Here is a 24,428-nt window from a genome sequence, read left to right on the forward strand (position 1 = left end):
GTGCTCGAGTACATCCAGCGCAACCAGGAGTGCCCGCCCGAACGGGGCCTGTACCTGTACGACAAGTTCATCGACCCGCCCGAGTTCATCAGCTACCAGGACTTCCCGGAGCAGGTCGCCGCGTACGCCGACTTCTTCCGCGACCAGGGGATCGAGCCGGGGACCCGGGTGCTGTTCCCCTTCGAGACCTCCAGCGCGGTGATCTTCGCCTTCCTGGGCCTCATGGAGCTGGGCGCCGTCCCACTGTCGGTCAAACCGCTGGTCCTGGACACGCCGAGGGCCACCTACCTGGACTTCATCGGCCGGGTCGCCCGGGACTACGACGCGGCCCGCGTGCTCCAGGTCCCCACCCTGGAGACCCTCGACCTGCCCGCGCCGGGTCTGCCGCTGCCGCCCGCCGGGATCCGCGAGCCCGGCGCCCGGCTGCGCACCCCCGCCGCCGACGAGCCGGCGTTCGTCCAGTTCTCGTCCGGTTCCACCTCCTTCCCCAAGGGGATCCCGGTCCGGCAGGACATGCTCCGCTCCAACCTGACCATGATCACCCGTACGGACGGCCGGGTCCCCGAGGAGCGGGTCAGCAGCTGGCTGCCGCTCTACCACGACATGGGGCTGGTCGGCGGCCTGCTGTCCTGCCTCGCCGTGGGCTGCGACCTGCTGCTCGCCGAGCCGATCACCTTCCTGTTCGACGCCCGCGGCTGGTGGGAGCACATGGCCCGGGAGGGGGCCGCGGGCACGGTCATCCCGAACTTCGCGGTCGACTACTCCCTCAAGCTGATGCAGGACCTCGACGCCGAGGAGATCGCCGAGATCGACCTGTCCCGGGTGCGGTCGATCTACCTCGGCAGCGAACCCATCAACCTGCCCAACCTCAACGCCTTCCTGGACCTGATGGCCCCCGCGGGGCTGCGGCGCGATGTGTTCATGCCCTGCTACGGCATGGCCGAGGCCGTGCTGCTGGTGTCCAGCCGCCCGGTGGGCGGCGAGATCCGGGTCGTGCCGTCCCCCTCCGGGGTCCCGGCCGTCTCGGTGGGCCGGCCGATGCCCGAGTACACCGTGCGCCTGCGCGACGAGGAGGGGCGGGTGTGCGCGGAGGGCCGGCTGGGCGAGATCGAGGTGGCCGGCGGCAGCCTGGCCGCCTCCTACCTCGACAAGCAGGCCCCGCTGGTCGGCGACGACGGCTACTACGCCACCGGCGACATCGGATTCCTCGACGACGGCGAGCTGTTCATCACCGGCCGCATCAGCGACCGGATCAAGGTCGGCGGCCAGAGCTACTTCGCCTCCGACTTCGAGCAGGCCGTGGAGCGGCTGGACTTCGTGCGCGACGGCCGCACCTGCGTCCTGCAGATCGGCCAGGACATCGTCGTCCTGGCCGAGGTGGACCGCACCGCGCGCGACGATGTCGAGGGCAGCCGGGCCCGGATCGTCGACCACCTGGTGAAAACGGTCGGCGTGACCGTGCGCTCCTCGGACGTGCACTATCTGCGCCCCGGCCAGCTCGAGCGCACCAGCAGCGGCAAGCTGCGGCGGCGCGCGATCGCGGAGGCGTACGAGCAGGGGCGGCTGGGGGGCCTGACCCTGGACCCGCCCACAGGCGGCTGACGCGAACCGGCTGACGAACCGGCTGACGGACCGACCGACGGGCTCCGCCCCAGACCCCCGTCCAGGGGCGGAGCCCGTGTCCTGCGCCCCGGCCGCGTCCCGTCGCTCCGGGGCTGCTTCGCTTCCGGGCTACTTCGCGCCGAGGACCAGGGCCAGCGGCGACTTCTTGCCGGAGTCGGTCGAGGGCTTCGAGGCGCTGGTGTTGCCGATGTAGAGCCGCCCACCGGCGTAGACCAGCTCCCGGTGCAGCGCCACGCTCTCGACGAACGCGGTCTCCTCCGGGTTCTGCATCAGCTTCTTCTTCTCGTACGACGTGGTGTCGACGCGCCAGACCGCGCCGCCCTGGCTGAGCGTGGCCTCCTGGTAGGCGATGAGGGAGCCGTCCTCGTCGAGCCTGACCGGCACCAGCGGGCCCCCCTCGGCGCCGTCGGCCTTGGCGGTCACCTTGCCGGTCCGCAGATCGATGGCGACGATCTCGTTGGACGGGCCCGACGCGGTGCCCGCGCGGTAGTCGGTGGCCAGGTAGAGGGCGTGGGCCGCCTTGTCGACGACGATCTCGGAGCAGCCGCCGACGTTGGTCGCGTCGCAGTCGGCCTGGTACTTACCGCCGCCCATGCCGAACGTGCTCAGCAGCTTCCCCTCCTTGGCGCTGTCGTCGACCGCCAGGAAGTCGGAGACCCCGCTCCCCGACGAGTCGCCCGCGTTGACGCCGATGACCAGCGGATCGGTGGACACCACATGGGCGTACTTGATGCCCGGCGTCACCGTGTACGAGGACTTCACCGCCCGCGTCCTCGGGTCCACCGTCTGGACCTCCAGCCGCGGGCTGCCGGAATCCCCGCACTCGCGCACCGCGACCAGCTTCGCCCCGTCGCCCACATAGCCCTTGTCCGAGCAGTCCGCGTCCGAGTCCGGCATCCACAGCGGCTTGCCGTCGACCGACCAGGCCGCGCCACCGCTGATGCCGCCCGCGGCGACGGTGTCGTCGCCGATGGACACCTCGTCGAACATGATCGGCCGGTCGGAGGCCGACTCGCCGGTCTCGCGGCCCTGTTTCGTCCAGACCAGCTTGCCCTTCCTCAGGTCCACCAGACCGACCTGGGTGCAGACCGGGTTGTCCTGCGAGTCGTCCTGGAACAGGACCGCGGTCAGCCCCGACTCCGTGACCCGCGGCGACGACCAGCACAGCTCGCCGTCGAGCGGGATCTCCCACGAGGCGGCGCCCCCGGTGAGCGGATAGCCGACGATCTTGTTGACGTCCGCCTTGACGAGGTTCTTGTCCGTCACCCACATGCCCGGGGTGTTGACCATCTCGTCGACCTCGGGCATCGGGACCTTGCCCAGCACCCGCGCCTCGACGGCGCCGTCCGCCGAGTCACCGCCCTTCCCGCCCCCGCCGTCGCCGGAGCCCCCGTCCACGGCGAGCCAGACGCCGCCGGCGACCAGCGCGAGCGCCATCGCCGCGCCGACGACGACCCCGACGGGCGACTTCGACCGCCGGCGGCGGCTCGCCCGCCCCCCGCCCGGCGGCGGCGCCATGGGCGGCCCCGTGGGCGGTGACACCGGCGGCGGATAACCGGAGCCGGGCGGCGGAGGCGGCTGGGACATCGCGATTCTCCTTCTCGCAACGGGCGATCGCACCGGTCGCACGAATAGGTGGCCCGGCGGCGAGAAGGATTTCTATCAAACGACCGCCATTCCCGCACTCGGCGGGGTCCGGATTCCGGGGAATCCGCAGTTCACGCCATTACTGATCCGAATTCCAGTGGAAATGTTCCGCGGATTATTTTCCGAATCGGGCCTGCCGGGGGCCGAGCACCGTCCGCACGTAGTCCTCGACGGTGGCCTCGAGCCCCACGTCCCGGCCCTCGCGCTCGCACAGCATCCAGCGGTGTTCGAGCAGCTCGGAGTAGATCTGCGCGACATCGGTCGAAGCCCGCAGCTCCGGCGGCACGGCCCGCACGGTGGGCCGGAAGACGTCGCGGACCCAGCGGTGCGCGAGCACCTCTGGGCGCGCGCCGAGCGGATCGCCGGGAGCGTAGTCGTCCTGCGAGACCATCCAGGTCTCCAGGTCGTTGAGGAGGCTGCGCGCCTGATTCTCCTCGGCGTCGAGACCGGTCAGCCGCAACAATTGCCGCTGATGATGTCCGGCGTCCACGACTTTCGGCAGAAAAGTGACCGTATCCCCGTCCGGAGAGCGCTGGATCTGCATTTCCGCGACATCGAAACCGAGGTCGTTCAGCCGCCGCACCCGACGGTCGATGTAGTGGCGCTTGGCCAGCGGATAGACCGACTCCCGGGTCAGCTCGTGCCACAGCTCCTCGTACCGCTCGACGATCTCCCGGCCGAACAGCACCGGATCCACGGACGGGTGCAGCGACCCGCCCGCCTCCAGGTCCATCAGCTCGCCCGCGATGTTCACCCGCGCCACCTCGACGTCGTAGTCGCGCTGCCCGTCCGACAGCCGCGGATGGAGCTGCCCGGTCTCCGCGTCCACCAGATACGCGGCGTACGCGCCCGCGTCCCGCCGGAACAGCGTGTTGGACAGCGAACAGTCGCCCCAGGCGAACCCGCTCAGATGCAGCCGCACCAGCAGCACGGCGAGCGCGTCGAGCAGCCGCTTGATCGTGCCGGGCCGCATCGTCGTCTCGAACATCGACCGGTACGGCAGCGAGCCCACCAGATGGCGGGTGATCAGCGCCGGCTCCAGCGGCGCGCCGCGCTCGTCGGTGCGCCCCGTGACCACCGCCAGCGCGTCCACGGCCGGCACGGCCAGCCGGTCCAGGTCACGCAGCAGCCCGTACTCCCGCACGGCCGCCCACTCGCCGACCTCCTTGACCGCGACCACCTCACCGCCCGCCCGCGCGAAGCGCACCACATGGCGGGAGATGCCGCGCGGCAGGGCGACCAGGTGCTCGTCCGGCCACTCCTCCAGCGGGACGTTCCACGGCAGATCCAGGAGGGCGGCCGGGTGTTCGGGGGAGGTCGCGGTGATGTTGAGGTCCATGGCACACAAGTGACACACCGGCGCGCCCCGGAGTCCAGGGTTCGTCCCCCGGCAGCGATGTGCGTCACACACCGGGCCGGCCGCCGGTCGCCGTGCCGGTGGCCGCTCAGGCCACGGTGTCCAGCCCGCGGATCAGGCGGGCGCCCTCGCGGGTCATGATCTCCGGGTCGCGCAGGGCGTGGGACAGCAGGGACATGCCCTGGTACGCGCCGACGAGCGCCAGCGCCAGCCCCTCGGGGTCGGCCGCGTCCAGCTGCCGGTACTGGTCCTCGACCCAGGCCAGCAGTCGCCGTATGACCTGGCCCGCCATGACGCCCGGCCCGTCGTCGTCGCGCTTGCCCAGCTCGGTGGCGAGGGTGCCGGTGGGGCAGCCGTAGCGGGCCGCGGTGTCGCGTCCGTCGACCCACGCCGCCACCAGGCCCTTGAGGCGCTCGCGCGGATCGGGGAGCCCGTCGAGCCGGTCGGTGAGGGTCTTCAGGTGATCGACGTGCTCGGCGAGCGCGGCCTCGACCAGCTCGTCCTTGGTCTTGAAGTAGTAGTAGACGTTGCCCGCCGGGACATCGGCGGCGCGGGCGATGTCGGCGATGGTCGTGCGCTCCACGCCCTGCTCGTGCAAGACGCGGGCCGCGGCGGCCGTCAGCCGCTGCCGCTTGCCGGCGGCCTTCCGGGGGCGGGGCGGCGCATCTTCTGAGTCAGTCACCCGACTCACTATAGACAGCGAGGGGCTCGGACGTGCTAGCGTCTCGCCGTACCGAGTTAGTCAGTCGACTAACTGATTTCTTGGAGCGGGAGACAGACATGATCGTGGTGACCGGTGCGACCGGAAACGTCGGGCGGGCGCTGGTGCGGATGCTCACCGAGGGTCGGCACGCCGAGGGCGGGCACGCCGATGGCCGAGTGTCGGTGACGGCCGAGGGCCGGGTGCCGGTGACGGCCGTGGCCCGGCACATCACCGACGCCGATGTGCCCCCGGGCGTCCGGGCGGTGGCCGCCGACCTGGCCGAACCGGCCGGGCTGCGGGACGCGTTCGACGGGGCGGAGGCGCTGTTCCTGCTCGTGGTGGGGGAGGACCCGCGGGGAATCCTGGAGGTGGCGAAGACCGCCGGGATCCGGAGGGTGGTGCTGCTGTCCTCGCAGGGCGCGGCGACTCGCCCGGAGGCGTACGGCCACCCACGCCTGTTCGAGGCGGCAGTACGGGAGTCGGGTCTCGACTGGACGGTCCTGCGGTCCGGCGGGATGGCCGGAAACGCCTTGGCCTGGGCCGAGTCCATCCGTACCCGGCGGGAGGCCGCGGCCCCGTTCGGCGACGTAGGACTGCCCTTCGTCGACCCCGACGACGTGGCCGCGGTCGCCGCCGCCGTCCTGCGGGACCCGGACGCCCACCGGGGCGCCACCTACACCCTCACCGGGCCCGCCCCCACCACCCCGCGCGAGCGGGCCGCCGCCATCGCGGCCGCACTGGGCGAGCCGGTGCGCTTCACCGAGCAGACCCCGGAGGAGGCCCATGCGCTGATGGCGCGCTTCATGCCGCTGCCCGTGGTCGAGGGCACCCTGGCCATCCTGGGCGCGCCGACCGACGACGAGCGGCGGGTGAGTCCCGACGTCGCCCACGTGCTGGGCCGCGCGCCGGGCACCTTCGCCGCCTGGGCCGAACGCAACGTCGCGGCCTTCCGCTGAACACGCCCCCACCACCCCGACCAACACCCCCGCCACCGCGACCCGCACCCCCGCCACCGCGACCCGCACCCCGACCTCCGCACGAAGGACCGCGCCATGCCCACCGCCCATGTCCTCGACTCGACCGTCCACTACCGGGAGTCCGGCACCGGCGTGCCGATCGTCTTCCTCCACGGCAACCCGACCTCGTCGTATCTGTGGCGGCACGTCATGCCCGCCGTCGGTCCCGGACGGCTGCTGGCCCCCGACCTGATCGGCATGGGGGAGTCGGGCAAGCCCGACATCGACTACACCTTCGCCGACCACGCCCGCTACCTGGACGCCTGGTTCGACGCGCTCGGCCTCCAGGACGTGATTCTGGTCGGGCACGACTGGGGCGGCGCCCTGGCCTTCGACTGGGCCGCGCGCCACCCGGACCGGGTGCGCGGCATCGCGTTCACCGAGACCATCGTCAAGCCGATGACCTGGGAGGAGTTCCCCGAGGGCGGCCGGGAGCTGTTCCGGGCGATCAAGACGGAGGGTGTCGGAGAGGCGATGATGCTCGACGACAACCTGTTCATCGAGGGACTGCCCGACAGCGGCGTCACCCCGCTGGCCCCCGGCGACGCCGATGTCTACCGCAAGCCGTACCCGACCCGGGAGAGCAGGCTGCCGCTGCTGCGGTGGGCGCGCTCGATGCCGCTGGGCGGCGAGCCCGCCGACGTCGTGGCCAGGGTCGAGGCGTACGACCGGTGGCTGGAGGCGAGCCCGGAGGTGCCCAAGCTGCTGCTCACCTTCGCGCCCGGGCCGGGGGTCATGATGCACGACGGCCTCATCGCATGGTGCGCGGACAACATCGCGGGCCTGGAGATCGAGCACTCCGAGGCCGTCGCCGGACACCACACGCCGGAGGACCGGCCGGCGCTGATCGCCGCGGCCCTGTCGGGCTGGGCGGACCGACACGGCCTCCGCGCCGTATGACCCGCTCCCGCACGAACCGGTGACGGCGCCAGGGGGCGGTGGAGGTGCCGTGATCACCGCCTCCACGTGGGGAGTCGGGACGGCCGAGCCGGGGAAGCCGTAGCGGATGGCTGCTCTTCTCGCCCTGGCTTCCGCGCTCTGCTACGGCCTCGTCGACTTCTTCGGCGGAATCCTGTCCCGCCGCGCCCACTTCACCGTCGTCACCTTCCTCGGCCAGATCGGTGGGCTCCTCCTGGCCCTCGTGGCCGCGCTCGTGGTGCCGGCCGAGGCCGTCCGGCCGGCGGACGTCCTGTGGGGAGCGCTGTCCGGCGTCGGGAGCGGCACGGCCATGTACTTCCTGAACCGGGGGCTGACCCGCGGCGCCATGAGCGTCGTGATCCCGCTGAGCGCGGTCACCGGGGTGGCGCTGTCCGTGCTGTGCGGGGTGTTCCTCCTCGGCGACCGCCCCACCGTCCTGGCCTGGCTCGGCATAGGCGTCACCGTGCCCGCCCTGTGGCTCGTCTCCGGCGGTGCCGCCCTCGGCCGCGGCGAGCCCGGGTCCCGGACGGTACGGTCCTCGGCGGACGGCCTGATCGCCAGCCTCGGGGTGGCCGTCCAGTACATCGGGCTCGCCCAGGCCGACCCCGCCAGCGGCCTGTGGCCCGTGGCCGCCGGGCGCCTCGCCGCCGTCGCCGCCCTCCTTCCCAGCGCCCTGCGCCACGCCCCGCGGTTCCGGCGGCAGCCGGCGAAGCTCCAGGTCCAGTCCCTCGCGACGGGCGCCGGGGCGGCGCTCGGGCTGATCCTCTACCTCGAGGCGGCCCACCGGCAGCTGCTCGCCATCGCCGTCGTCCTGGCCTCCCTCTACCCGGCCGTCCCCACCGTCCTGGGGCTGACGGCCCTGCACGAGAAGGTCACCCGGAAACAGACGGTCGGCCTGGTGAGCGCGGCCGTGGCCGTTGTCGCGCTGACCCTGGGCTGAGGCCGGGACTCGGCACACCCGGCCCGAGGCCCCCGGGTCTCCCCGGCCGGCCCGCCATCCGATGTGCCGGTCAGGCGTCCTGGCCGGCCGCGACCAGGCGCCACTGGCCGACCTCCTGGTAGTCCGAGTCGTAGATTGCCGAACCGTCGCCCGGCTTCATCGCGTAGTGGCGGAGGTTCCCGCCCCAGTACCGCAGGATGCGGCCCAGCTCACCCGCGGGGTCCTCCGCCAGCCGGCCGTCATCCACATTGACCTCGAGCAGGAACTTCACCTTCGCCGCCTTTCGCGCACCGAAACCTCATCGGGCCCCGGCCGCCACCGGCCGGGCCCTCGGTATCAATTGTTTCATTCAATTGCTTATAGGTACTTTGGGAATCAAAACCGCTGCTCAGCCTTTTGAGATGCCCGAAAAGTCTCAACCGGAGGTGAGGGACTAGGGTGGACGGTCCCGGATGCGGAACGACGGGGGTGACATGGGAAAGCGGCTGCGCATCATCGACCTCGCGCGGACGGCCGGAATCTCGGTCCAGCAAGTGCGCAACTACGTCGAGTCGGGAGTCCTCCCTCCGGTCGAGCGCACCCCCGGCGGCTACCGCGTCTTCACCGACGCCCACGCCGAAGCCCTCACCACGGCCAGGGCCCTGGCCGCCGGCCACGGCTGGCCCACCGCCCGCGCCATCATGCGCGCCGTCCACGACGGCGACCTGGAAACCGCCCTGGCCGCCCTCGACGCCGGCCACGCCCGGCTGGACCGCGAGCGCGCCGAACTGGCCGCCGTACACGAGGCCCTGAGCACCGTCCTGGCCAACCAGGCGATCTCCCCGCCCACCACCCACCGCCCGCTGCGCATCGGCCAGGTCGCCCGCGCGGTGGGGGTCCGGCCCCCCGTACTCCGGCTCTGGGAAGCCCGCGGCCTGCTGCGGCCGGACCGCGAGCCGGCCACCGGATACCGCCTCTACCCCCGCGCCGAGCTGCGGGCCGCGCATGTCGTCGCGCTATTGCGGCAGGGCAACTACCTGCTGGAAACCATCAAAGCGGTCCTGGACGAACTGCGGCGGACCGGCAACCCCGAGCACGTGCTGCGCGAGCTGACCCGCCGGGGGCAGGACCTCCACCGCCGCAGCCTCCAGGGGGTGGGCGCCACCGCGGCGCTGCACGCCTATCTGACGTACCTCGGCGGCACCGCATGAGGCACCGCATCACGGCAACGCATGACGACACCGCATCACGGCAACGCAAGACGACACCGCATGACGACGCCGCATGAGACCGCCGTGTTCAGCCCAGCGGACGCGGCTGCGGCCAGTGCTGCTCGGCGGCCCAGTCCGCGAAAGAGGTCCAGGCGACGCCCGGGAAGTCGGCGCGCAGCGCCTCGATGTCCACGCTGTAGCCGGTCTCCGTCAGGAACGTGTACATCGCGCCCATGTCCGGGCTCGCCTGCCGGACCAGATCCAGGGGCACATGGCGGTACGCCACCGGGCCGCCGGCCGCCGCGGCGATCGCCGCGGCCATCTGCCGCGGTGTGGGCGCGTCACCCGCGACCTCCACCCGCCGTCCCACCCACCGCTCGGGGTCGGCGATCACGGCGGCCACCACGGCACCCAGGTCGCGGCGGGCGACCTGCTGGAGCGGGGTGTCGCCGGGCACGGCGAGCGACAGCACGCCCTCGGCGATCTCCTGGAGCCCGCCCAGGGCGTTGTCGAAGAAGTACGTCGGCGCGACCACGGTCGCCGGCAGCCCCGCCCGCGCCAGCACCTCCTCGATCCGCGCCTTGCTCTCGAAGTGCGGGACGCCGGTGGAGCGGTCCGCCGAGGCCACCGAGGCCAGCACCAGATGCGGCAGCGCGGCCCGCCCGGCGGCCTCGACGATCGCCTGACCCTGCCGCACCTCCGCGTCCGTCCCCGACTCGAACGGCGTGGTCACGGCGAAGGCCGCCGACGCCCCGTCGAAGGCCGCCGTCAGCGACGCGATGTCGAACAGATCACCGGCGACCAGCTCCACCCCCTGCCCGGCGAGCCGGCGGGCCCGCGGCTCCGCGGGATCACGGACCACGGCCCGGACGCCCTGCCCCGCCGACAGCAACGCCTGGGCCACCGCGCCGCCCTGGCCTCCGGTGGCTCCCAGCACTGTGATCATCTGAGTACTCCATAGAACTGCCGAGGCCGACGACCTCGGAAACGATGGGCGCGTGCGTGCCCGTGCGCCTTCGTTGTACACGATCAAGGTGCTGCCGGCCGATGAGCCCGGGCCTGTCGGCTTCGCCGCCTTGATCTCAACCTCACTTCAAGTTCTACGGTGCTCGCATCCGAAGATCACGCACCCGACGATCACCCACAGGGAGCACCGCACATGACGTCCCCGCACACCCCCGACGCCGAGCTCGCCGCCCAGCCGGCCGCGTACTGGACCGGGGTGGCCTACGAGGCCCTCATCGCCTTCACCCGGGCCCAGCAGGCCGAACTCGGCTTCACCCAGCCCCAGTACTGGCTGCTGCGCAATCTCTCCAAGAACGACATCTCGCCCGACGGCCACGGCATGACCCTCCCCGAACTCCGACAGGCCATGAGCGGCTACCTCAGGCCCGAGGACGACCTGGCGGCCGAGGCGGAAGTGCTCCTGGAGCGGGGCTGGCTCACCCGCGACGACGAGGGACGCCTGTGGATCACCGAGCCCGGCGACGAGGCCCGCGCCCGCCTCAAGCAGCACGCCCCGGCGATCCGCGCCCGCATCCACCAGGGCATCGACGACGCCGACTACGTCACCGCGCTCAAGGTCCTCCAGCAGATGATCCGCAACACCGGCGGCGCCGTGGCCTAGCCATAGGGGCGGCCCGGTGAATGGGGCGCCGAACCACCGCCGGGTGAGCGACGGTGGTCGGCACACCCATGGTCCGGGGCACGCCGGGCCTCATAGCCTCCCGGGCATCCTCGCTCGCCCTCGGAGGCACACTGATGCGTCTTGCTTCTCGCTCTCCCTCACGTATCCGGCGGCGGAGTGTCCCGACAGCCCTCGCCCTGGCCGCTCTCCTGCTCACCCCCGCCGCGGCCACGGCCGCACCGGGAAACCCGGGCGGTGACCGCGGCCACTGCGCGCACTCGGCGGTCGTACGCGTACCGGGGGCCGAGCTTCAGCAGTCCGCCTGCCTGGACGAGCTGACCACGGCGGGCACCGTCGCCTCGGGACACACCGACCCGGCCGACTGGGCCGGGCTGACGCCGAAGGGACTGGCCGTCCCGAGCGGGGTCCCCGGCGTCCAGATCGACGGCTACTTCCCGGACACCTCCACCACCAACACCAACCACGGCTGGAAGCACGACGCCCAGTTCGTCATCCGCCTGCCCGACCGATGGAACGGCGGTCTGGTGGTCGCCGGCACCCCCGGCAACCGTGAGCAGTACGCCAACGACCGGGCCATCGCCGACTGGGTGCTCTCCCGCGGCTACGCCTACGCCGCCACCGACAAGGGCAACACGGGCACCGCCTTCTACCGGGACGGGAAGGCACCGGGGGACGCCATCGCCGAGTGGAACGACCGCCTCACCCAGCTCACCCGCGCCGCCCGTGCCACGGCCACCCAGCGCTACCACCGCCCGCCGTCCCGCACCCTGGTGACGGGCATGTCCAACGGCGGCTACCTGGTGCGCTGGCAGTTGGAGAACCACCCCGAACTCTACGACGGGGGAGTGGACTGGGAGGGCACCCTGTGGCGCTCCGACGGGCCCACCCTGCTGCACTTCCTGCCCAAGGCGCTGCGCCACTATCCCGTGTACGCCGCCGGGGGCGGGGACGCCCGGCAGGCACGTGAAGCGCTGCACGCCGCGGGCTTCCCGGCCGGGTCGGAGTTCCTCTGGCCGTACCACTACCAGGTCTACTGGGACCTGACGCAGCGCGTCTACCGCGAGGAACTCGACCCCGGCTTCGACGGGGCGGCCGAGGCGGGCACCCCGTACTGCCCGACGGGGACGCCGGCCTGCGACGCCGACTACGACTACGCGGCGCGCCGGGACCAGGTCGGACCGGCCGTGGAGAAGATCGCGCTCACCGGACGGATCGGCAAGCCGCTGATCACCTTTCAGGGCACCCTGGATGTTCTGCTGCCGATCAGCCAGGACTCCGACGTCTACGCCCGCATGGTGCGCGAGGCCGGCCGCGGCCACCTGTTCCGCTACTACCGCATCGAGGGCGGCACCCACACGGACTCCCTGGTCGACATGTTCCCCGACCGGCTCCGTCCCCTCACGCCATGCCACCGTACGGCGTTCACGGCCCTCGAGGGCTGGCTCGCCACGGGTCACCGGCCGCCCTCGTCCCGGACCGTCGCCCTACCTGCCGGCGCGGACCCGGGGACCCTGCTGAACACCTGCTCCCTGAGCACGTCCCCTTCCTGAGGGTGTCACCAGGGCACGGTCCCCGCGTCGTCGAAGAACTCGCCGGTCGGGCCGTCGTCGGGCAGGGTCGCGAGCCGGATGGCGACCGCCGCGCCCTGCTCCGGGGTGCGGACACCGTGGAAACCGTTGAGGTCGGTCGCGCAGTAGCCGGGGCAGGCGGCGTTGATCAGGATGTTCGTGTCGCGCAGCTCCTTGGCGTACTGGACCGTGACCGCGTTGAGGAAGGTCTTCGACGGTGAGTACGCGACGGCGATCGGGCCGATCTCGGTGCCGGGGGTGGTCTGCAGGGTGAGCGAGCCCACGCTGCTGGACATGTTCACGATCCGCGGCGACGCCGAGCGGCGCAGCAGCGGCAGCATCGCGTTGGTGACGCGGATGACGCCGATGACGTTGGTCTCCACGGCCGCCCGCACCGTCGCGGGGTCGACCGTGGTGGGCGCCTGTGGCGCGCCGCCGGTGATGCCGGCGTTGTTGACGAGCACGTCGAGCCGCCCGGCGCGGTCCTCGATCAGCTTGACGGCGGCGGCCACGCTCGCGTCGTCCGTCACGTCGAGCGGCACGCCGAACGCGTCGACGCCGTCCGCGCGCAGCTTCGCCACGGCGGCCTCGCGACGCTCCTCGCTCCGGGCGCCGACCCCGACGCCCCAGCCGAGGGCGCCGAGGCCGGCCGCGATCTCGTACCCGATGCCCTTGTTCGCGCCGGTCACCAGCGCGATCGTCTGTCGTTCACTCATACCGCCGATCCTGGCCGGGGCCGGCGGGACCTGGCCAACACCGATCGGGTCCGCATCGATACCCCACGGGTATCGATCCCGGCCGGGGCCGGATAGCATCACGGCGTGGAGACGCGGGAGCTGCGGTACTTCGTCGCCGTCGCCGAGGAGCTGCACTTCGGGCGGGCGGCCCAGCGGCTCGGGATCGCGCAGCCCCCGCTGTCGCGGGCGATCAGCCGGCTCGAGCGGCGTCTCGGGGCCGTGCTGCTGGAGCGCACCAGCCGCGCGGTCACCCTGACCGAGGCCGGGGCGGTGCTCCTGCGGGAGGGCCGGGCGGCGCTGTACGCCGTGGAGGCCGCCGAGCGCCGCACCCGCCGCGCCGCGACCGGCCACCACGGCGTGGTCCTCGCCACGAAGGCCGGCGCCTCCGGCGAGCTGCTGGCGAAACTGCTCGACGCCTACGCCGCCGAACCCGACGCGGTCAGCGTCGATGTGCTCCTGTGCGGAATCGGCGAGCAGGAACGACTGCTGCGCGACGGCCGGGCCGATGTGGCCCTGCTGCACCTGCCGTTCGACGCGACGGCCGGGCTCGACACGGAGGTGCTCCGCACGGAGGGTCAGGTTCTGCTCCTCCCGGCCGGGCATCCCCTCGCCGGCCGCCCCCACGTACGGATGGCCGAAGTCGCCGACCTGCCCGGCCTGCCGCTGCCGCGCTGGCCCGGCCCCGACGGCACGTACCCGGACGGCCCCGGCCCGCAGGCCCGGGACACCGCGCAGCTCTACCAGCTGATCGCGCTCGGTCGCGCCTGCGTGATCATGCCCGAGTCCGGCGGAGTCCATCTGCGCGGCGACCTCGCCACCGTCCCCGTACTGGACGCGCCGCCCGTCACGACGGTCATCGCCTGGCCACCGCACAGCCGGTCCAAGGCCGTCGCCGACCTCGTCCGGACCGCGACCAATCTCTGACGGAAGCCGGGGGCCGAGGGCGCGCGGCAGGGGCGTGGGGACGCACTCGCCGGCGAGGCCGGGTCAGGCGGTCGGCCCGCCGAAGTAGTGCCCCTGGTCGAGGTCGTCGAGGAGCCCGGGGTGGGTCGGCCGCCAGTCCAGCAGCGCGCGGGTCAGCGTGCTCGAGGCCGGGGCGTCGGCCGCGAGGAAGTGGGTCAGCCAGCCGAAGTGCTCGGCCGCGTCCTCGGGGGAGACGGAGGCGACGGGGAGACCGAGGCGGCGGCCGATCACTTCGGAGACGGCTCGGATCGGCACGCCCTCCTCGGCGGTGGCGTGCAGCACCGATCCGGCCGGGGCCTTCTCGAGCGCCAGGTGGATGAGGCTCGCCGCGTCGTACCGGTGCACGGCGGGCCAGCGGTTGGTCCCGTCGCCGAGGTAGCCGGAGACGCCCCTGGCGCGGGCGATGCCGATCAGTGCCGCGATGAGGCCGTTGTCCCCCTCGCCGTGCACCGTCGGCGCGAGGCGCACTACGGACGAGCGGACGTCGCGGGACGCGAGGGAGAGGGCGAGATGCCCGGTGGCCAGCCGGGTCTGCGGCCCGGCGCCCAGTTCCGCCGCGGCCGGGTCGTCCGGCGCGCCGTCCTCCTCGGTGGCCACGCGCCCCTGTACGAGCCCGAGCGTCCCGGCGGCGATGACCAACGGCCGGCCGGTGCCCGCGAGCGCCTCGCCGAAGGTCTCGACGGCGCGTCGGTCCGCGTCGGCGGCGCCCTGGAAGTCCCCCGAGAACGCGATGTCGTGCTTGAAGGCGAGATGGATGACGCCATCCGAGGCAGCGGCGGCGCCGCGCAGGCCGTCGAGGTCGTCGAGCGTGCCGCGGTGCACCTCGGCCCCGGCCGCGGTGAGCGCGGCCGCCGAGGCGTCCGACCGGGCGAGGCCGACGACCTGGTGGCCGGCGCCGAGGAGCCGGGGCACCACGGCGGAGCCGATCCAGCCGGAAGCGCCGGTGACGAAAACGCGCATGAGAAGACCTCCCGGTCATGAGACTGGTGCGAAGCGATGTCAGTGACTGACATCAGGAATGGCACGACCGTAGCATTCGATGTCAGTCACTGTCATCACGTCGCTGTCATCACGTAGGATCAGCGGCATGAGTCGATGGGAGCCCAACGCGCGCGGGCGGCTCGAACAGGCCGCGCTGGAGCTCTACACCGAGCGCGGGTACGAACAGACCACCGTGGCGGAGATCGCCAAGCGGGCGGGGCTCACGGAGCGCACGTTCTTCCGGCACTTCGCCGACAAGAGAGAGGTGCTGTTCGCGGGGGCGGCCTCCCTGGAGGAGCTCTTGGTGGCCACCGTCGCCGAGCTCCCGGAGTCCGCATCCCCGATCGACGCGGTGACCGCGGCCCTCGACGCCGCCGCCGCCGCGTTCGGGGAGCGCCGCGCCCACGCCCGGAAGCGCCAGACCGTCATCACCGCGAACGCGGTGCTCAAGGAGCGCGAGCTGATCAAGCTCGCGTCACTGTCCGCGGCCCTCGCCGACACATTGCGCGGACGCGGCGTCGGGGAGCCGGCCGCGAGCCTGACCGCCGAGGTGGGTGTCGCGGTTTTCAAGGTCGCGTTCGAGCGCTGGATCGAGGAGACCAACCAGCGGGATTTTTCACACCTCATCCGGGAATCGCTCGCCGAGCTGAAGGCCGTCATGGCGGGCACGTGACCGCCGGGCCCGGCCCGGTGCCGGACTCGCGGTGAGCATGGGACAGCGACACGCCGTGGCGTCGGCGTGTCGCCGTCCCGTACTCACCGCAAACCAGCGGCCGGCGGCTCAGCCGTTGACGAAGCTCAGGCTGGTCGCGTCGTAGCGGGTGCCCGCTATCCGCTCCGGCGGGGCGGCGGCCTCGATGGCGGCGAGGTCCGCGGGGGACAGCTCGATGGCCAGGGCGGCGAGGTTCTCCTCCAGGTACCGCTGCCGCCGGGTGCCGGGGATCGGGACCACGTCCTCGCCCCGGTGCTGCACCCAGGCCAGGGCGAGCTGGCCGGCGGTGACCCCCTTCTCCGCCGCCAGCTCGTTCAGCTTCGCGACGATCGCCAGGTTCCGTTCGAGGTTGCCGTCCGCGAACCGGGGCTGGGTGCGCCGCACATCGGTCTCCGCCAGACCCTCCACCGAGCTGTACCGGCCGGTCAGGAAGCCGCGCCCGAGCGGGGAGAACGGCACCAGGCCGATGCCCAGCGCGCGGCAGACCGGGACGATCTCCGCCTCCAGGTCCCGGGTCCACAGCGACCACTCGCTCTGCAGCGCCGCGATCGGGTGGACGGCGTGCGCCCGCCGGATGGTCTGCGCGCCCGCCTCCGACAGCCCGAGGTGGCGGACCTTCCCGGCCCGCACCAGCTCGGCCATGGCGCCGACGGTCTCCTCGATCGGCACCTGCGGATCGACCCGGTGCTGGTAGTAGAGGTCGATATGGTCGACTCCGAGCCGACGCAGCGACGCCTCGCACGCCTGCCGCACATAGGCGGCGTCGCCGCGGATCTCGGTGGGCTCGCCCAGCCGGTTGGCGAACCCGAACTTCGTGGCCAGCACCACCTCGTCGCGGCGCCCGGCGATGGCCCGACCGATCAGCTCCTCGTTGTGCCCGGCACCGTAGAAGTCGGAGGTGTCCAGGAGCGTCACGCCGAGGTCCAGGGCGCGGCGCAGCGTCCCGATCGACTGCGCGTCATCCGCCGCGCCGTAGCCATGGCTCATGCCCATGCACCCAAGGCCCTGCGCGGATACCGCCAGTTCACCGAGGTGCCGGGTGGGAACGGTGGTCATCCTGCTGCCTCCTGGGCTGGGGGAACTTTCGGTCCAGGACGCTAGGCGTTGGAGCGCGCTCCAAGTCAAACCGGGCGATGTCGGCACGGGTCGCCTGGCTGGCCGGGGCCGGCTTTCCACGGTCGGCGCTCCCCGCCCACGGAGCGGCGGCGTCGGTCGCCGCTCCTTGCCAGTCACCCTGGAGTTCGCGGCGTCTCACCCGATGACCGGTCCGGTGTTCGCCGGTGCGCTGTCGCGGGTGTGGAAGGCGCTCCCTACCCGCGCACGTCGGCGGGGAGGACGTGGTCCGGGCGATCCAGCCACACCCGCTGACCGGTAGGGGTGACGGTCAGCCCGAACCGGGTGCGGGCCGGCCGCCCGGCCCGCGTCCACCAGGCGTGTGCCGCCTCCAGCTCGTCCCAGAGCATCCGGGGCCCGTGCTGCTCCGTCCCGTATTCGGTGGCGCCGGGTTCGTAGTCCACGGATGCCCATGAGCCCGTGGCCGCGTCGGCGAGCCACAACGTCCACTCCCCGCCGGGCCCCCGGCCCACCGCCGACCGGCAGCCCGGGACCAGCACCCCGGCGGTGAACCACGCGTCGTCGTCACCGAGGAAGCTCGGGTCGAGGCGAGGCGCCGGGCGGATCCTCGACCTGGGTGACCAGCGCCTCGTCGCTGTAGGCCAGTTCCCGCCAACGGTCCGGCTCGGTGGCGCGGTCGACGGGCTCGTATCCGTCGGCGGCGCGGACCCAGACGCGCTCGGGGAGGAACGCCGCCCGGTCCACGCGTGTGAAGGCGTCCCGCCAGGCGGGCTGAAGCCGACCGTCACTCGCGAGCCGCCGGGCGAGCGCGGCCGGGTCCCCTTGGACGTCAGTGGATGCCACCGAACCATCTTGACGGGGCGTCAAGGGCGTGCGGCAGGGGCGCGAGGGAGCACGCCGGCCGCTTCTCCTCAACCGATCGGACCGCCTCAGTGCAGGGTCTGGAGCGCGTCGCTGCTGAACGGCGTGAGGTCGTCCTCCTTGCCGCTGAGGACCTTGTGGGCCCACTCCGGGTCCGCCAGCAACGCGCGGCCGACGGCGACCAGGTCGAACTCGTCCCGCTCCAGGCGCTCCAGGAGGCCCTCGACGCTCGTCACGCCGATCCGTGTGCCGGGAGCGAAGGAGCTGGGGTCGAAGGCGGCGTCCAGCCCCACGGAACCGACCGTGATGACGGGCTTGCCGGTGAGCTTCTTGGTCCAGCCCGCCATGTTCAGGTCGAGGCCGGTCTCGGGGAACTCCGGCTCCCAGTAGCGGCGGGTCGAGGCGTGGAAGGCGTCGACCCCGGCTCGGGCCAGCGGCTCCAGCAGCGTCTGGAGCTCATCCGGGCCGGTGGCGAGCCTGGCGTCGTAGTTGTCGGCCTTCCACTGGGAGAAGCGCAGGATCACCGGGAAGTCCGGTGCGACCCGTTCGCGGACGGCGGTGACGATGTCGGCGGCGAATTTGGTGCGGGACAGCAGGTCGCCGCCGTAGGCGTCGGTGCGGTGGTTGGTCCGCTCCCAGAGGAACTCGTCGATGAGGTAGCCGTGCGCGCCGTGCAGCTCGATGCCGTCGAACCCGATGCGCTCGGCTTCCTGCGCGGCCTCGGCGAAGGCCAGGATGATCTTGTCGATGTCGGAGAGGGAGAGCGTCTCGCCCGCGCCGGGGGTGCCGTCGAGCGCGATGCCGGACGGGCCGACCGACGGGGCCTCGGTGAACGGCGGGCTCCCGGCCCGGCGGGTGATGCCGACGTGCCACAGCTGGGGCATGATGCGCCCGCCCTCGGCGTGCACGGCGTCGACGACCCGGCGCCATCCCGCGAGCTGCTCCTCGCCGTGGAAGCGCGGCACGTTCTCCAGGTCGCCCGCGGCCGGGTGGCCGATGTAGGTGCCCTCGGTGATGATCAGGCCGGTTCCCGCAGCGGCCCGGCGGGCGTAGTAGGCGGCGACATCAGCCCCCGGGATGCCGCCGGGGGACTGGGCCCGCGTCATGGGGGCCATCACGATCCGGTTCCGTAGTTCGGCCGAGCCCAGCGTGAAGGGCTTGGCCAGGTACTGGGCCGCGCGAGAGGTCATGGCGTCGCACTCCTGGGGGTGAGGCGGGGGATAATGTGTGCTCGACAAAGATACATATCGTTCCCCGCGAAAGTGCAACTTTGATGGGTACTTTTTAAGCCGGGGGTGGCGACTTCGATATGCTCCGTCCGGGAAGAAAGGGTGGTGCCCCACGTGCTGGATGTCAGGTTCTCCAGCGCCCTGACCACGCTCTTGTTCCTTGCCGTCGCGGCCGAGGAGGGTCAGGCGGTGATGAGTTCCGCGCAGCTCGCCGAGCGGCTGGGCACCAATCCGAGCCTGGTCCGCAAGCTGTTGTCCTCACTCGCCAAAGCGGGTCTGGTCGAGTCGGTGATGGGGCGTACGGGCGGTACGAAGCTGGCCCGGCCCCCGCAGGACATCCCGCTCGCCGAGGTCTACCTCTGTGCGGTCGGCGACAAGCCGTTGTGGACCTGTCGTCCTGAGGCCGAACACGCATGCCTGGTGTCGACGCACGCCGCCGGCTACTTCGAGCGTCTGACCGAGCGGGCCGAGCAGGCCGTGCTCAGGACGCTGGGCGGTCAGACACTCGCTGACGCCCTGCGTGAGATCCGCTGCTCGGGCCACTCGCAGCCTGAACCACTGAAGTAGTCCCTGACTCGCTGTCCCCTCCACTCGGCCCGAGCTCGCGAGGCCGGGGCGGACGGCTGTCGGGTCCGGGGGTGGTGGCTCGTCACGGCGATGCGGGATCGCGCAGCTCGAACCAGATGTGCTTGCCGGTGGGGTGGGCGCCGGACTACGGAGCGGCGGCGTCGACCGCCGCTCACGCCGAGGTCAGCGCACGTCGGCGGGGAGAACCTTGTTTGGCGCGCTCGCGCGCACCATGAGTGTGCCGACGTCTTCTGGGTTCGGAGCGGGGAGCACCCGGGCCTCGATGTCGACGAATCCGGTGCGCTTGAGTAGGTCGGCCCACCACTGAGGTGGGTACGACCAGCGGAGCAGGGTGAGTTTGCGGCCCGCGAGGCCGTTCCCGTACATGGGCTGCGGTCCGTAGTAGCCCTCGATCGGCTCGGCCTGCGAGAAGGCGAGGACGCCGCCCGGGTTGAGGCGCTTGGCGATCAATGGGATCAGGTCGTCGGGGTCGGTGAACCAGAGTGCACCCCAGATGGAGAAGATCGCGTCGAACGTCGTCTCAGTGGTAGTGAGGTAGCCGCACGCCTCCGCCTCGACGAATGCCAGCCCGGGGGTCCCGTCCCACCACCGGCGGGCGCGGGCGATCTGGACGGCGGAGAAGTCCACTGCGGTCACCTCGACGCCGGTACGAGCGAGGTACACGGCCTCCTTGCCCTCGGCGCAGCCCAGTTCCAGCGCAGTGCGCGGACTGCCCAGAAATTCCTCACCGGGGCCGTGGCCGTCGTACTGGGTCCACGCGAACGTCTCGACATCAGGCGTCGGCTGCTCGCCCTCCCCGCGGTACGGCTTGTACGTGTCCCAGTACTCCGGCAGCGTGGTCGACTCGAGCGGCATGGGCGTCCTCCGAGGGTGTCCGACAGGCTGGACACCGTACCCACGCCTCCCGCCCGTCACAGCGGGAACGCCTCTTTTCCCTCCGTACAGGTGGCGAAGGTGCCGGGTCCGGCAGCATGGCTGCTGCCGGACCCGGCAGCATGGCTGCTGCCGGACCCGGCTGGTGCGTCCTGGGCAGGTCAGTGGCAGTTCTCGCCGGGACGGCAGGGGCCGCACTTGGAGTAGTCGCGCTCCCACAGCGGCCAGTCGACGTCGAAGCCGTTGTCGGCGATGATGCGCGCGGTGCGTTCGACCGAGCCGTCGTACTTGAACTCGACCTCGGGAATGTGCTCCAGGAACCGGCCATCGAAGTGCTCGTGGCTCCACTCCCGGTAGTTCTTCGTGTCCAGGATGAAGACGTGCACCGCCATGTCGACCAGGCGGCCGCAGCACATCTCCAGGCCCTGGCCCCACTTCTCGATGGCGGTGACCAGATAGGAGATGGCAGCGCCGAACAAGCGGTTGGCCATTACCGCGTCGAAGGGGTGGTCGCGCATGAGAAGCTGAATCTCACGGTCCCAGACTTCAGGCTTCACGTAGTCCCGCGGGTCGCGGATCTTGTTCTCGACTGCTGTCACCATGCTGTCCTCCGTGGTCGGGGCCCACCGCCCGGAGCGGGGGCACACGTCCACGAAACAGCTCGCCGCCTGGGGTCTGGTGATCGATTGCCGCCGCGTGCATCCAGTTTGCAGATCGCGCAGATGACGCATACGCAGCGCGAACGAGCTCTTACCCTGGGTATGTAATCCGCCTGGCCCCACGCATGGGGGAGGACCGATGAGCGTCGATTCGCTCTGGACCACCGATGAGGTTCGTATGCTCATCGACGAGCGAGACCCCGGAGGACTCATCCGCGTCGGCCGCCTAAGTCTCGGGTGGCGCCAAGCGGAGCTGGGTGCACGGATCGGTTGCTCCGCTTCTACGGTTTCCCGCCTTGAGCAGCGTGGCAGACACAGTGACTTGGCACTTCTCCGAGACGCCGCGCGCGAGGTGGGCGTGCCAGTGCACGTGCTAGCCGCGAGCCTCGGCTTATCCGCCCCGGCAACCACTAAAGTTGCGCCGTCAGGGCCGTGCCGTGCCGAGGAGGACCCGATGCGCCGCCGCACACTGCTCTCTGCCGTCGGCCTCGCGGCACCCGCCACCCTGCTCACAGGTTTGGACGACGCACTCGCGAGTGGGCCGACCGGCTCCCCCGTCCCCCTGGACGTTCGACTCGCCACGGCACGCGCGCACTTTGACGCTGGGCACAACGTCAGGCTGGTGAAGCTACTGCCCGGCCTTTTTGCTGACGCGCACCATGCGGCCCGCAGCCGTCAGGAGGTGTCCCTGGCTCGCCTGTCCATCACCTACTGCCTTGCCTCTCAGGTTCTCAGCAAGATCGGTTATTACGAGGAGTCGAGGCGCACTGCCGATCGGGCAGCGGTCTACGCGGATCTGTCCGGCTCTCCCCTCGCGGCCGCTGCAGCGGCACGCGAGATGAGCATTGTCCTGCGCCACCTTCAACAGCCGGCTGCTGCCCAGCACCGCATCCTGGACGCCGTCACCAAGGTCGAGGCCACTGGGCTGAAGACTGACGCTCAGGCATCGGCATACGCACAGATGCTGTGCACTACCTCGTACACTGCGGCAGTCGCCGGGGATCGAGACCAAGCCCTCGCGATGATCAGTGAAGCTACCCGAGCCGCCCGTTACCTGCCCCATGAATCGCCGGACGGGCGAATTTTCGCCGTCACCCCCGCCACCGTTGACCTGTACGCCGTAGGCGTGCACTGGGCTCTGGGGGACGCCGGACGGGCCTTGAACGTCGGCCGGAGTCTGCGGGCCGCACAGTTCAAGACCGCCGAGCGCAAGGGGAGGATGCACACTGACTTGGCTCGTGCATGGTGGCGGTGGGGCAAGCCGGAACAGACGGCGGCCGAACTCCTCGCCGCAGTGCGTGTGTCCCCGGGTGAAGTCCGTGATCGACCGGCGATTCGGAAGATTGTGACCGAACTCCGCTCCCGACACCCGCACGTCCCCGGAGTACGCGAGTTGGTGGCAGCCGCCGGGGCCCGCGCCTGATCACTCGGTAACCGGGTCGCGCAGCTCGAACCAGATGTGCTTGCCGGTGGGGTGGGCGCTGCTCTCCCAGGTCACGCCGCAGGCGTGGGCGAGCTGCTTCATCAGGAAGAGGCCCCGGCCCCCTTCTTCGTCGGCGGCCGCCCTGCGGGGGCGGGGGAGGTCGTCCGGGGAGCTGTCGCGTACGGCGATCGTCGCGATGCGGTCGCGGACGAGGGCGTCGATGTGGATGACGCGGGTGGTGGTGTGCTGGTTGACGTTGGTGACCGCCTCGGAGACGAGGAGGCGGGCCGTGTCCGCGAGGTCCTCCAGGCCGTTGGCCTGGAGGAGGGCGGCGATCGCGTCGCGGCAGGCCTTGGGGCTCTTGGGGGAGTTGGGGGCGCTGAGTCGGTAGGCGTAGGGGGGTTCGGCGGCGGCTTCGGTGGTTTCGGCGGCTTCGGGCATGGCGGGTTCTCCCAACGCGGGGCGTGACGGTTCCGATGCGCTGCGCTAACAAGACCATAGGGCATGGAGAGCACGCGTGCTATCAAGTCATAGAAGTTGTGCTATTCGTGGACGTGTGGGAGCGTCACACGCGACACTGTGTGCAGAGGCAGGGGAGGGTCTGATGCCGAGGACGGCGCCGACTGCAAGGCAGCGACGCCTTGGGGCGGAGTTGCGCAAGATGCGGGAGCACGCCGGGATGAGTGTGGCGATCGCCGCCGAGCAACTCGGGGTGGACCGGACTCGCATCAGCAACACGGAAGCCGGTCGATTCGGGGTCAGCGAGGAACGCGTCAGGGCGTTGGCCTCGATCTACTCATGCGGAGATCAGGCCTACGTGGACGCTCTCGTGGACATGGCGACCGAGCGTGTTCACGGCTGGTGGGAGGAGTACCGGGGGAAGCTTTCCGCAGGCGCTCTCGATCTGGCTGAACTGGAACACCACGCGGTGAGCATGCGGTCGGTGCAGACGATGCACCTCCCCGGCCTGCTGCAGACCGAGGACTACGCGAAAGCGGTCTTTGCCACGGCGGTGCCCGAGCCGACGCCCGTGCAGCTTCGCTGCAGGCTCTCCCATCGGTTGAAGCGCCGCGATGTCCTCGACAAGGACGTCCCGCCGCAGTGCACCTTCATCATCCACGAGGCCGCCTTGCGGGTGGGTTTCGGCGGCCCCAAGGTGGCTCGGAGCCAGCTCGAACACGTCCTGGAGGCCTCTGAGCGGGACACTGTGACCGTCCGCGTCATTCCCTTCTCGGCTGGAGGGTTTCCGAGCGCGGGCAGTTCTACCCTCTACGTCGCGGGGCCGGTTCCGCAGCTGGATACGGTGCAGTTCGACGCGCCGTTTGGTGTGACATTCCTGGACGCCGAGACGCATTTGATCAACTACAACGCCGTCCTGGACCGCATGGAGCAGTTGGCTCTCAGTCCGGATGACACGCGCGATTTCGTTCACGCAGTCGCGCAACAACTGTGAAGGTATGGAGATGTCGGAAATACAGTGGCGGAAGTCCTCGTACTCCGAGCAGAACGAGGGGAACTGCGTCGAACTGGCCCAGACCCCCGACGCGACGATCCTCCTCCGCGAAAGCGACGAACCCCACACCGTGATCACCACCACCCCCACCGCCCTCCGCGCCCTCGCGCGGGCCGTGAAGGCGGGGCGGTTCGATCACCTGTCCCGCTGAGCGTGAGGCCGCACCGCCGCGGAGCGGACCGCGTACAGTCGGCCCGGCGCGCGG

27 protein-coding genes are annotated in these 24,428 nt (G+C 71.5%); 13 read left to right on the plus strand and 14 right to left on the minus strand.

All coding sequences use genetic code 11. From position 1 onward, the window contains the following. Positions 1 to 1,602: an AMP-binding protein gene (locus ABFY07_RS20975; protein WP_346175968.1), complete on the plus strand. Its 1,602-nt coding sequence runs from the start codon at positions 1 to 3 to the stop codon at positions 1,600 to 1,602. A 129-nt stretch (positions 1,603 to 1,731) separates the two neighbouring features. On the opposite strand, the gene ABFY07_RS20980 is transcribed toward ABFY07_RS20975, so the two are convergent. From ABFY07_RS20980 to ABFY07_RS20990, 3 genes are all read right to left on the minus strand, one after another. Beyond that, positions 1,732 to 3,210, minus strand: coding sequence for a hypothetical protein (locus ABFY07_RS20980; protein ID WP_346175969.1), 1,479 nt, complete (start codon positions 3,208 to 3,210; stop codon positions 1,732 to 1,734). Positions 3,211 to 3,385: 175 nt separating this feature from the next. Next, on the minus strand, positions 3,386 to 4,609 hold the full coding sequence (locus ABFY07_RS20985; RefSeq protein ID WP_346175970.1) for a DUF4032 domain-containing protein: 1,224 nt from the start codon (positions 4,607 to 4,609) through the stop codon (positions 3,386 to 3,388). Positions 4,610 to 4,715: 106 nt separating this feature from the next. Then, a complete protein-coding gene (locus ABFY07_RS20990) occupies positions 4,716 to 5,309 on the minus strand; it encodes a TetR/AcrR family transcriptional regulator (RefSeq protein ID WP_346175971.1) in 594 nt (197 codons plus the stop codon). Between the two features lie 98 nt (positions 5,310 to 5,407). Between ABFY07_RS20990 and ABFY07_RS20995 the strand changes: the two genes are divergently transcribed. The 3 genes from ABFY07_RS20995 to ABFY07_RS21005 all read left to right on the plus strand — a co-directional run bounded on the left by ABFY07_RS20995 (position 5,408) and on the right by ABFY07_RS21005 (position 8,204). Further along, the gene (locus tag ABFY07_RS20995) at positions 5,408 to 6,286 is read left to right on the plus strand and encodes an NAD(P)H-binding protein (protein ID WP_346175972.1); all 879 of its coding nucleotides are present in this window, start codon (positions 5,408 to 5,410) and stop codon (positions 6,284 to 6,286) included. Positions 6,287 to 6,382: 96 nt separating this feature from the next. Further along, positions 6,383 to 7,246 carry a haloalkane dehalogenase gene (locus ABFY07_RS21000; RefSeq protein WP_346175973.1) on the plus strand — a complete coding sequence of 288 codons (864 nt, stop codon included), beginning with the start codon at positions 6,383 to 6,385 and terminating at the stop codon, positions 7,244 to 7,246. A gap of 106 nt (positions 7,247 to 7,352) precedes the next feature. Next, complete coding sequence (locus tag ABFY07_RS21005) at positions 7,353 to 8,204, plus strand: GRP family sugar transporter (protein ID WP_346175974.1); 852 nt, start codon at positions 7,353 to 7,355, stop codon at positions 8,202 to 8,204. A gap of 70 nt (positions 8,205 to 8,274) precedes the next feature. Here the strand turns inward: ABFY07_RS21005 and ABFY07_RS21010 are convergent, their stop codons facing one another. Further along, a complete protein-coding gene (locus ABFY07_RS21010; protein WP_346175975.1) occupies positions 8,275 to 8,475 on the minus strand; it encodes a hypothetical protein in 201 nt (66 codons plus the stop codon). Positions 8,476 to 8,656: 181 nt separating this feature from the next. Between ABFY07_RS21010 and ABFY07_RS21015 the strand changes: the two genes are divergently transcribed. Next, a complete protein-coding gene (locus ABFY07_RS21015) occupies positions 8,657 to 9,394 on the plus strand; it encodes a MerR family transcriptional regulator (RefSeq protein WP_346175976.1) in 738 nt (245 codons plus the stop codon). Between the two features lie 88 nt (positions 9,395 to 9,482). On the opposite strand, the gene ABFY07_RS21020 is transcribed toward ABFY07_RS21015, so the two are convergent. Then, positions 9,483 to 10,340, minus strand: a complete 858-nt coding sequence (locus ABFY07_RS21020) for an NmrA/HSCARG family protein (protein WP_346175977.1) — start codon at positions 10,338 to 10,340, stop codon at positions 9,483 to 9,485. Positions 10,341 to 10,553: 213 nt separating this feature from the next. On the opposite strand from ABFY07_RS21020, the gene ABFY07_RS21025 reads away from it, so the two are divergent. Then, positions 10,554 to 11,021 (plus strand): MarR family winged helix-turn-helix transcriptional regulator, encoded by a 468-nt coding sequence (locus ABFY07_RS21025; protein ID WP_065959181.1) that lies wholly within the window; start codon positions 10,554 to 10,556, stop codon positions 11,019 to 11,021. Between the two features lie 134 nt (positions 11,022 to 11,155). Next, positions 11,156 to 12,592 carry a 3-hydroxybutyrate oligomer hydrolase family protein gene (locus tag ABFY07_RS21030; protein WP_346175978.1) on the plus strand — a complete coding sequence of 479 codons (1,437 nt, stop codon included), beginning with the start codon at positions 11,156 to 11,158 and terminating at the stop codon, positions 12,590 to 12,592. Between the two features lie 5 nt (positions 12,593 to 12,597). Here the strand turns inward: ABFY07_RS21030 and ABFY07_RS21035 are convergent, their stop codons facing one another. Further along, positions 12,598 to 13,326 carry an SDR family oxidoreductase gene (locus ABFY07_RS21035; RefSeq protein ID WP_346175979.1) on the minus strand — a complete coding sequence of 243 codons (729 nt, stop codon included), beginning with the start codon at positions 13,324 to 13,326 and terminating at the stop codon, positions 12,598 to 12,600. Between the two features lie 105 nt (positions 13,327 to 13,431). Here ABFY07_RS21035 and ABFY07_RS21040 point away from each other — a divergent pair, with 105 nt between their 5' ends. Then, entirely contained in the window at positions 13,432 to 14,271 is an 840-nt protein-coding gene (locus tag ABFY07_RS21040) for a LysR family transcriptional regulator (RefSeq protein ID WP_346175980.1), read from the plus strand. A gap of 63 nt (positions 14,272 to 14,334) precedes the next feature. Here the strand turns inward: ABFY07_RS21040 and ABFY07_RS21045 are convergent, their stop codons facing one another. After that, positions 14,335 to 15,270: an SDR family oxidoreductase gene (locus ABFY07_RS21045; RefSeq protein ID WP_346175981.1), complete on the minus strand. Its 936-nt coding sequence runs from the start codon at positions 15,268 to 15,270 to the stop codon at positions 14,335 to 14,337. A 127-nt stretch (positions 15,271 to 15,397) separates the two neighbouring features. Between ABFY07_RS21045 and ABFY07_RS21050 the strand changes: the two genes are divergently transcribed. Then, on the plus strand, positions 15,398 to 15,964 hold the full coding sequence (locus ABFY07_RS21050; protein ID WP_346175982.1) for a TetR/AcrR family transcriptional regulator: 567 nt from the start codon (positions 15,398 to 15,400) through the stop codon (positions 15,962 to 15,964). Positions 15,965 to 16,072: 108 nt separating this feature from the next. Here ABFY07_RS21050 and ABFY07_RS21055 read toward each other — a convergent pair whose 3' ends face one another. The 4 genes from ABFY07_RS21055 to ABFY07_RS21070 form a co-directional block, all read right to left on the minus strand. Beyond that, the gene (locus ABFY07_RS21055) at positions 16,073 to 17,059 is read right to left on the minus strand and encodes an aldo/keto reductase (protein ID WP_346175983.1); all 987 of its coding nucleotides are present in this window, start codon (positions 17,057 to 17,059) and stop codon (positions 16,073 to 16,075) included. A 254-nt stretch (positions 17,060 to 17,313) separates the two neighbouring features. Next, a complete protein-coding gene (locus ABFY07_RS21060) occupies positions 17,314 to 17,520 on the minus strand; it encodes a hypothetical protein (protein ID WP_346175984.1) in 207 nt (68 codons plus the stop codon). A 121-nt stretch (positions 17,521 to 17,641) separates the two neighbouring features. Then, complete coding sequence (locus ABFY07_RS21065; protein ID WP_346175985.1) at positions 17,642 to 17,920, minus strand: class I SAM-dependent methyltransferase; 279 nt, start codon at positions 17,918 to 17,920, stop codon at positions 17,642 to 17,644. A gap of 86 nt (positions 17,921 to 18,006) precedes the next feature. Further along, positions 18,007 to 19,128, minus strand: coding sequence for an NADH:flavin oxidoreductase (locus ABFY07_RS21070; RefSeq protein ID WP_346175986.1), 1,122 nt, complete (start codon positions 19,126 to 19,128; stop codon positions 18,007 to 18,009). 153 nt (positions 19,129 to 19,281) lie between these two features. Here ABFY07_RS21070 and ABFY07_RS21075 point away from each other — a divergent pair, with 153 nt between their 5' ends. Continuing rightward, on the plus strand, positions 19,282 to 19,734 hold the full coding sequence (locus ABFY07_RS21075; RefSeq protein WP_346175987.1) for an RrF2 family transcriptional regulator: 453 nt from the start codon (positions 19,282 to 19,284) through the stop codon (positions 19,732 to 19,734). A 183-nt stretch (positions 19,735 to 19,917) separates the two neighbouring features. On the opposite strand, the gene ABFY07_RS21080 is transcribed toward ABFY07_RS21075, so the two are convergent. Both ABFY07_RS21080 and ABFY07_RS21085 read right to left on the minus strand, forming a co-directional pair. Continuing rightward, entirely contained in the window at positions 19,918 to 20,610 is a 693-nt protein-coding gene (locus ABFY07_RS21080) for a class I SAM-dependent methyltransferase (protein ID WP_065959158.1), read from the minus strand. A gap of 179 nt (positions 20,611 to 20,789) precedes the next feature. Continuing rightward, positions 20,790 to 21,230, minus strand: a complete 441-nt coding sequence (locus ABFY07_RS21085; protein WP_065959157.1) for a glycine-rich domain-containing protein — start codon at positions 21,228 to 21,230, stop codon at positions 20,790 to 20,792. Between the two features lie 196 nt (positions 21,231 to 21,426). Here ABFY07_RS21085 and ABFY07_RS21090 point away from each other — a divergent pair, with 196 nt between their 5' ends. Next, the gene (locus tag ABFY07_RS21090) at positions 21,427 to 22,710 is read left to right on the plus strand and encodes a helix-turn-helix domain-containing protein (RefSeq protein ID WP_346175988.1); all 1,284 of its coding nucleotides are present in this window, start codon (positions 21,427 to 21,429) and stop codon (positions 22,708 to 22,710) included. Here the strand turns inward: ABFY07_RS21090 and ABFY07_RS21095 are convergent, their stop codons facing one another. Continuing rightward, on the minus strand, positions 22,711 to 23,151 hold the full coding sequence (locus tag ABFY07_RS21095) for an ATP-binding protein (RefSeq protein WP_346175989.1): 441 nt from the start codon (positions 23,149 to 23,151) through the stop codon (positions 22,711 to 22,713). Positions 23,152 to 23,314: 163 nt separating this feature from the next. On the opposite strand from ABFY07_RS21095, the gene ABFY07_RS21100 reads away from it, so the two are divergent. Then, positions 23,315 to 24,163 carry a helix-turn-helix domain-containing protein gene (locus ABFY07_RS21100; RefSeq protein WP_346175990.1) on the plus strand — a complete coding sequence of 283 codons (849 nt, stop codon included), beginning with the start codon at positions 23,315 to 23,317 and terminating at the stop codon, positions 24,161 to 24,163. Between the two features lie 10 nt (positions 24,164 to 24,173). Next, positions 24,174 to 24,374: a DUF397 domain-containing protein gene (locus ABFY07_RS21105; RefSeq protein WP_346175991.1), complete on the plus strand. Its 201-nt coding sequence runs from the start codon at positions 24,174 to 24,176 to the stop codon at positions 24,372 to 24,374. Positions 24,375 to 24,428: the final 54 nt, after the last annotated feature.

The organism is Streptomyces sparsogenes subsp. cuspidosporus (assembly GCF_039532705.1).
Classification (GTDB): domain Bacteria; phylum Actinomycetota; class Actinomycetes; order Streptomycetales; family Streptomycetaceae; genus Streptomyces; species Streptomyces sparsogenes.